Origin of the sequence: Nocardia neocaledoniensis (assembly GCF_029868625.1) — a bacterium.
Classification (GTDB): Bacteria; Actinomycetota; Actinomycetes; order Mycobacteriales; family Mycobacteriaceae; genus Nocardia; species Nocardia neocaledoniensis_A.
In genome coordinates, this window is sequence record NZ_JARWOJ010000359.1 from 43,292 (window position 1) to 50,183 (window position 6,892).

The 6,892-nt window shown below is 68.7% G+C and carries 8 protein-coding genes; 7 read left to right on the forward strand and 1 reads right to left on the reverse strand.

The window, feature by feature from the left end:
• Positions 1-90: 90 nt before the first annotated feature.
• From QH270_RS27960 to QH270_RS27985, 6 genes are all read left to right on the forward strand, one after another.
• On the forward strand, positions 91-552 hold the full coding sequence (locus QH270_RS27960; RefSeq protein ID WP_280347034.1) for a DUF4383 domain-containing protein: 462 nt from the start codon (positions 91-93) through the stop codon (positions 550-552).
• On the forward strand, positions 549-1,271 hold the full coding sequence (locus QH270_RS27965) for a phosphodiesterase (protein ID WP_280347035.1): 723 nt from the start codon (positions 549-551) through the stop codon (positions 1,269-1,271). The genes QH270_RS27960 and QH270_RS27965 overlap by 4 nt, the downstream gene beginning before the upstream one ends.
• Positions 1,272-1,525: 254 nt before the next feature.
• Positions 1,526-2,896, forward strand: a complete 1,371-nt coding sequence (locus QH270_RS27970; RefSeq protein WP_348537693.1) for an ATP-binding protein — start codon at positions 1,526-1,528, stop codon at positions 2,894-2,896.
• 61 nt (positions 2,897-2,957) lie between these two features.
• Positions 2,958-3,821 carry an ABC transporter permease gene (locus QH270_RS27975; RefSeq protein WP_280347036.1) on the forward strand — a complete coding sequence of 288 codons (864 nt, stop codon included), beginning with the start codon at positions 2,958-2,960 and terminating at the stop codon, positions 3,819-3,821.
• On the forward strand, positions 3,814-4,647 hold the full coding sequence (locus QH270_RS27980; RefSeq protein ID WP_280347037.1) for an ABC transporter permease: 834 nt from the start codon (positions 3,814-3,816) through the stop codon (positions 4,645-4,647). The genes QH270_RS27975 and QH270_RS27980 overlap by 8 nt, the downstream gene beginning before the upstream one ends.
• Before the next feature lie 2 nt (positions 4,648-4,649).
• Complete coding sequence (locus QH270_RS27985; protein WP_280347038.1) at positions 4,650-5,639, forward strand: ABC transporter ATP-binding protein; 990 nt, start codon at positions 4,650-4,652, stop codon at positions 5,637-5,639.
• Between the two features lie 6 nt (positions 5,640-5,645).
• Here QH270_RS27985 and QH270_RS27990 read toward each other — a convergent pair whose 3' ends face one another.
• Positions 5,646-5,966 (reverse strand): hypothetical protein, encoded by a 321-nt coding sequence (locus QH270_RS27990; RefSeq protein ID WP_110039425.1) that lies wholly within the window; start codon positions 5,964-5,966, stop codon positions 5,646-5,648.
• Positions 5,967-6,313: 347 nt separating this feature from the next.
• Here QH270_RS27990 and QH270_RS27995 point away from each other — a divergent pair, with 347 nt between their 5' ends.
• Positions 6,314-6,790, forward strand: a complete 477-nt coding sequence (locus QH270_RS27995; RefSeq protein WP_280347039.1) for a DUF4254 domain-containing protein — start codon at positions 6,314-6,316, stop codon at positions 6,788-6,790.
• Positions 6,791-6,892: the final 102 nt, after the last annotated feature.

Genomic DNA, 6,892 nt, shown 5'->3' on the forward strand with positions numbered 1-6,892 from the left:
TCGGCGTTTACCCAGCTCGGCAGCGGGAAAGCGCACGTCGTCCACGCGAGCGGCCCACCGGCCGGCTCGCCTCCGTGAAAGGAGAGTGCTGTGTCCACACGTGTAGGCGGAACGGGGACCGCGCGTTCGCCGATCCAGCTCGCCGCGCTGGCGGTCGGCGCGGTCTTCCTGCTGGTGGGAATCCTCGGCTTCGTCCCCGGAGTCACCACCGAGTACGACAGCCTCGAATGGGCGGGCCACGAGTCCCACGCGAAACTGTTCGGCATCTTCACGGTGTCGGCGCTGCACAACATCGTGCACCTGCTGTTCGGCGTATTCGGGCTGATCGCGGCCGCGAGCGCGGTGGCGGCGCGGTCGTTCTTGCTCGGCGGCGGCGTGGTCTACCTGGTCCTGTGGCTGTACGGACTGCTCGTCGACCCGCACAGCGACGCCAATTTCGTGCCGCTCGACGACGCGGACAACTGGCTGCACCTCGGTCTGGGCCTCGGCATGATCGCGCTCGGTGTCCTCCTCGGCCGCCGGACGACGACCGCGGTGGGGCGGCGCCCGTGATCGACAAGCAGACCTTCACCGATCTTCCGAACACCCTGGTGCGCACCGCGTTCGAGACCGGCGCGCGGATACGGCACGCCAGGGTCTTCCACCCGCGCGGGATCCGGCTGGCCGGGCGCTTCCACGCCACGGGCGACTTCGAGCCGTGGTTCGGCGGCGGCGAGCGCGCTGTCATCGCCCGGCTGTCGAAAGGGTTCGGTGCCCCGGCCGGGGTGCCCGACGTTCTCGGTCTGGCCTTCCGCGTGCTCGATCACGACGACCACCCGTGGGATTTCGCACTGGCCACCACCGGGCGCGGCACCCTGGGCCGGTTCGTCGTCACCCCGGCCCGCGGCTGGTCCGGCGCCCGCTTCGGTTCGCTCATGCCCTACCGCTTCGGCGGCAGGTCCCCGGTGTGGATCTTCGCCGAGCCGCTCGACGGCGACGACCTGCCCTCGATCGCGTCGCTGCGGGCACTGGACGACCATCTCGACGACGGCCTGCTGCGGTTCGCCCTCACCGCCGACGGCCTCGGCCACCCGGCGACCACCATGGGCGAACTGGACCTGCGCCGCGCCGAGCCGGGCGAGCACCGCACCGACTTCTTCGACCCGGTCCTCAACCGCCCCGCCGGTGTCGATCTGGTCCCGCGGCTGGTCAACCGCCTCCGCGAAGCCGCCTACACCGGAAGCCGACGCGGTCGCGAGGACGAGCCGGCCGACGGCTCCGGCCGCAGCTGAGCGGAGCCGCCGTGACCTGCGGCGATACCGGGCCTCGGCGGGCCGATGTCCGATTCCGGCAGTGCGCTGCCGGAGTGCCCGCGGGGGCCGGGTAACCTTCCCCCTCATGTGGACAATTCTCGCCATCTCCGTGGTCAGCTCCGTGATCATCGCGATCCTTTTCGCGACCGGCTTCCCGGAGCACTGAGCGACATCTCGTAGCTGACGCTTTGCTGTTGACCCGCATCGAGCGGGTCGGGTGAGAAGATCACTGGGTGCCGACAGGTAGCCAACTCAGTGCGCGGTCCGACGACGGCCGCTCGTTCGTCGTCTCGGACGCCACCGGCAGTGCGCTCGTCGCCGGGTCGCTGGCGGTGATAGTCGCCGACGGGCGACGGCAACTGGTACTGGTCGAGGATCGGTCCGAGACGACGCCGGTCCGATTGCGCGGCAGACTGATCGGCGAGGTGGCCGAGGACGGCATCGACACCCGCGCCGGGTACCCCTTCACCGACGGCGCGGTCGAACTCGTCGACGCGGCGACGGTACAGACGCTGCACGACACCACCGGCGCGGTGCTCGAGGTCGGCGTGAACCTCACCCCGCCCGGTGGACCGGCCCGGCTGCTTCCCCAGCGCTTCAATCGGCACACCTTGTGGTGCGGTCAGAGCGGTTCGGGCAAGACGTACGCGCTCGGCGTCGTCCTCGAGCAGCTGATCGCGCACACCGCGTTGCCCGTGGTGATCCTCGATCCGAATTCCGATTTCGTCCGCCTCGGCGAGCTCGACCCCGCCGCGACCGGACCGACGGCCGCGGCACTGGCCCGGCGCGACATCCAGGTCTTGCGTCCACACGCCGAGAATCCACTGCGGGCCCGCTTCACCGATCTGCCGCTGGCGTCCAAAGCCGCTGTCCTGCAGGTCGACCCCATCGCGGACCGCGAGGAGTTCAACGAACTGATCCACCTGGCCGACGAGCTTGCCGTCGCCGAACTCGATCAGGCTCTGCCGAACCTGCGCGCGGCGGAATCGGCCGCGCAGCGCCGCCTCGCCCTGCGGATCGAGAACCTCGGCCTGCTCGACTGGGAGGTCTGGGCGCGCGGCGACAGCGCGGTCACCGACGTGATCGCCCGGCGTCCCGACGCGACGGTGCTCGACCTCGGCGGATTCTCCACGGCCGCACAGCAGCTGGTGGTGGCGCTGGCCCTGCTGGACGAGCTGTGGGCGCGGCGCGAGGAACGCCGGCCGGTACTGCTCGTGATCGACGAGGCGCACAATCTGGCCTCGCCGCGGCTGGAGTCGCCGATCGCGGTCGCGGTGCGCGAGCGGCTGATCCAGATCGCCGCGGAGGGGCGCAAATTCGGGCTCTGGCTGCTGCTGTCGACCCAGCGGCCGTCGAAGGTGCATCCCGGCATCATCTCCCAGTGCGACAACCTGGCCCTGATGAAGATGACCTCGCCGGTCGACCTCGCCGAACTCGGCACCTACTTCGGATACGCGCCGACGGCGCTACTCGACCGTTCCCCCTGGTTCCGCCAGGGGGAAGCACTGTTCGCCGGCGGCTTCGTCCCGGCGCCCGCCCTGGTGAAGGTGAACCGGCGCATCACCCCGGAAGGCGGCGCCGACGTGCGAGTGCCGTTGCGCTAGCCGGTCGCGATGGTGCCGTTTTCGTCCGTATTCGCCGGTGACGGCCTAGAGTTGACTGATTGTGCGGGGCGATGTCGAGGGGAACGGACGAGTCGCCCTCGCGGTGTTCCGTCGGCGCAGGCCGAGCACGGTCGGCGTCTACTGGAAGCTGGCCCGCGCCGGATTCAAACGGCAGGCGCAGTACAAGCTGGCGATGTTCGCCGGGCTGTTCACCAACTGCGTCTTCGGGTTCGTGCGCGCCGCCGTCCTGGTCGCCGCGGTCCGGGCGGCGGGTGATTTCGGCGGCTACACCGAGGACACCATCAGCGCCTACGTGTGGCTGTCGCAGGCGCTACTGGGCGCGACCCAGTTCATGGGTCCACCGCTGGACCTGGTCGACCGGATCAAATCCGGCGACGTCGCCATCGATTTCCTGCGGCCGGTCGACATCCAGCTGAGCTATCTCGCCACCGACATGGGGCGCGCGGCCTGCACTTTCCTGCCGCGCGGCGTGCCGAGCATCATCATCGGCGCGGCCACCGTCGGGCTGTCGATGCCGACGACACCGGTCGCCTACCTGCTCGGGCTGGCCAGCGTGCTGCTCGCGGTGGCGCTGTCGTTCCTGTGTCTGTTCGCGGTGGCGCTGATCGGGTTCTGGGTGGTGGAGATCCGCGGGATCCGGGTGCTGTACCAGATCGTCGGCACCTTCCTCGCCGGGCTCTTCGTCCCGGTGCACATGTTTCCCGACTGGTTGCGCGTCGTCGCGATGACGACGCCGTTTCCGTCCATCCTGCAGGCGCCGATCGATACGCTGTCCGGGCGGGCCGCCGGGACGCAGGCGTTGACCACCGTTGCGGTGCAGTGCTTCTGGGTCCTGGTGATCGGACTGCTCGGCAGGGTGTTGCTGCGGGCGGGACAACGCAGGTTGGAGGTACAGGGTGGCTGAACCGGATTCCGCGCGCATCGTGTCCGGGACCTGGTTCACCCCCTATCTCGCAGTATTGCGTTCGCGTGTGAAAGCACAGCAGGTGTATCGGCTCTCGTTCGCCAGCGAGGTCTTCAGCGCCTTCCTGATCGGCCTGGTCGAGTTCGCCGAGGTGTGGGTGATCTTCCACAACGTCGGTGTACTCGGCGGGCTCGACACCGACGCGGCTCTGCTGCTGTTCGGCCTGTCCAACACCTCGTTCGCGCTGGCCCAGGTGCTGGTCGGGCACCTGGACTCGCTGCCGACGATGATCCGGATGGGCACGCTCGACGCCTATCACCTTCGCCCGCAACCACTGCTGCTGCAGTTGATCACCAGCGACATCTCGTTGCGCAGGCTCGCACGCGCCGCCGTCGCGGTGATCGTGCTCTCCCTCGGGCTGTGGCGCAACGATATCGACTGGGGCATCGCCCCGGTTACCTTGATCGTGATCACCCTGCTGAGTGGAATCGCGCTGTTCTGTGGCCTTTTCGTATGCGCGGCGGGACTACAGTTCTTTCTGATCGACGGCGCCGAGCTCACCAACAGCTTCACCTACGGCGGATCCTTCGCCGCGATGCAGCCCGCGTCGGTGTTCCCCACACCGTTGAAGCTGTTGTTCGGGTTCGCGATTCCGGTCGCGTTCACCGCCTACGTGCCGACGATCGCGTTGCTCGGCCTCCCGGGGCCGTCGCTGTTGCCCGCGTGGTCGGCCTGGTTGACCCCGGTCGCGGCGGTATGGGTATGGATATTGGCGTTCGCGGCGTGGCGGATAGGGACGAGGCACTATCAGGGAGGAGGGGGATAGCGATGCGCGAGCACGGGACCGAACCGATCATCGACATCGACGACCTCACCCGGCAGTTCACGGTCTACCGCAAGAACGGCAGCCGCTGGCGCCGACATCGCGACACCATCACCGCCGTCGACCGGATGAGCTTCCGGATCGAACGCGGTTCCGCCGTCGGCTATATCGGCGCCAACGGCGCGGGTAAGTCGACCACGATCAAGATGCTCACCGGCATCCTGGTGCCGACCACGGGCACCGTCCGCACCTGCGGGCTGGAACCGGTGCGCCAGCGCAGGGAACTGGCCGCGCGCATCGGCGTGGTATTCGGGCAACGCTCCCAGCTGTGGTGGGATCTGCCGCTGCACGAGTCGTTCTCGATCCTCGCCGCGATCCACCGGCTCGATCCCGATATCGCCGACAAACGGACCCATGAGCTGGTCGAACAACTCGAGATGGCCGATTCGCTCGACACCCCCGTGCGTCAGCTCTCGCTCGGGCAGCGCATGCGCGCGGAAGTGGCCGCGGCGCTGTTGCATTCACCGGAACTGGTCATCCTCGACGAGCCCACGATCGGCCTCGACGTGATCTCCAAGCAGCGGCTGCGCGAGTTCCTGCGGGCCGAACGGATCGAACGCGGGACGACACTGCTGCTCACCACGCACGACATGGGCGATATCGAACGGCTCTGCGAGCGGGTGCTGGTCGTCGACCACGGCAGGCTGGTGTACGACGGTTCACTGACCGGGCTCGGCGCCACCGTCGGCGCGCGGCGGGTGCTCGTGGTCGACCTGGCCGCGCCTGCGCCCGATCTCGACGACCTGCCGTGCGGGGCGCAACTGCTCTCCAGCGAGGCGGGCGGGATGCGCCAGCGGCTGGCCTTCGACGCCGAGCACACCACCGCGGCGGCTCTCCTGGCCGCGGTGTCGGACCGGGCGAAGGTGCGCGACCTGTCGATCGAGGAACCGGGCATCGAGGACGTAGTGCGCCGCATCTACGAGTCGACGCGGTGAGCGGATTCAGCTCGGCGCGTGCGGATTTCCCGAATACAGGCTCACTTCACCGTTCTCCCCGAGGAAGGCGTTGACCAGCATGATCCGCTGTTCGCGCAGGTCGGTGGCCTCGGGCGCGCTGGTGGTGATCGAGATCTGCGGGATGGCGGCCCAGTTCACCACATAGCGCTCCGGCGGTCCCGCGTCGTCGGACAGGCGCGCGATCCGGAACACCGAGATGGCGCGCCGCTCCATCAGATCGCCGACGACATCGGCGATTCGCTGCGGGTCTTCCAACGCGAACAGGAACCCGAAGGTCAGTTCGGGTGAGGACACATAGGCGGGCACATTTATCGAGGCTAGTCCATGCGCGGGGGTTCGCGGTGGGGTCCGTGGATCCGATTGCCGGAAATGCGCCGCCGGGTTACACCGGAGACGTCCGCCGGTGACTCCGCCGTAACGGTCGATAACGATTTCCACTGGCCCGGCGTTTTGTACACCATACTATTGCGCGACCGCGCCGAATCGCGCTTTCCTGAGAGGGTCCCGATTTCCCGGGTCGTCTTCCTCGCCGCAGCGTCGCGGATATTCGTCGACGCCCGGGTGGGGCTGCGTCGGCGCCGGGGAGTACACGTCCCGAGTCCTCTCCGGCTCCGCGTATCCGCCAGCTCGATATTTTCCCAAGGGCGTGCACCATGCCGATCGATCCCGGCCTCCGTGTGGATACCGCGCAAATTCCGCCGCCGTCGGCGTTGTTACGGGCCTTTCTGGAACGCGGCACGCCCGATGTCCGTCGGCACCCCGTGCTCGACGCGGCGGGCGGACTCGCCCGCCGCCACGAACGCCGCCGCGCCGCGGTCGAGACGGCCCGCGTGCCGGGTATGCCGAGCAGCCGGGTGGCGGCCTGCGGCAAGGTGATCGACGACATCGACCGCGAGCGCGCCGGCCTGATCGCCCGGATCGACGAGTGGGTCGCGGCCAATGTCGCCCACCGCGCGGGCGCGTCGCTGCATACCGAGACACTCGGCGCGGTGATCGATCGGATGGCCGCGAAATGGATCGCCCCCCCCCCGGGGGGGGGGGGGGGGGCCGGGGGGATTTACCCCCCCCGGGCACCGGGGGGGCCCCCCCCAAAGGCCAGGGGGCCGGTTAACATTCCCCCTCATGTGTAAAATTCTCGCAATCTCCGTGGTCAGCTCCTTTATAATCGCTATCTTTTCCGCGACCGGCTTCCCGGAGCACTGAGCGACATCTCGTAGCTGACGCTTTGCTGT

Bases quoted from the DNA above. Each gene is read 5' to 3' on its own strand.
- QH270_RS27985 (WP_280347038.1), top strand. From the start codon at position 4,650: ATGCGCGAGCACGGGACCGAACCGATCATCGACATCGACGACCTCACC.
- QH270_RS27995 (WP_280347039.1), top strand. From the start codon at position 6,314: ATGCCGATCGATCCCGGCCTCCGTGTGGATACCGCGCAAATTCCGCCG.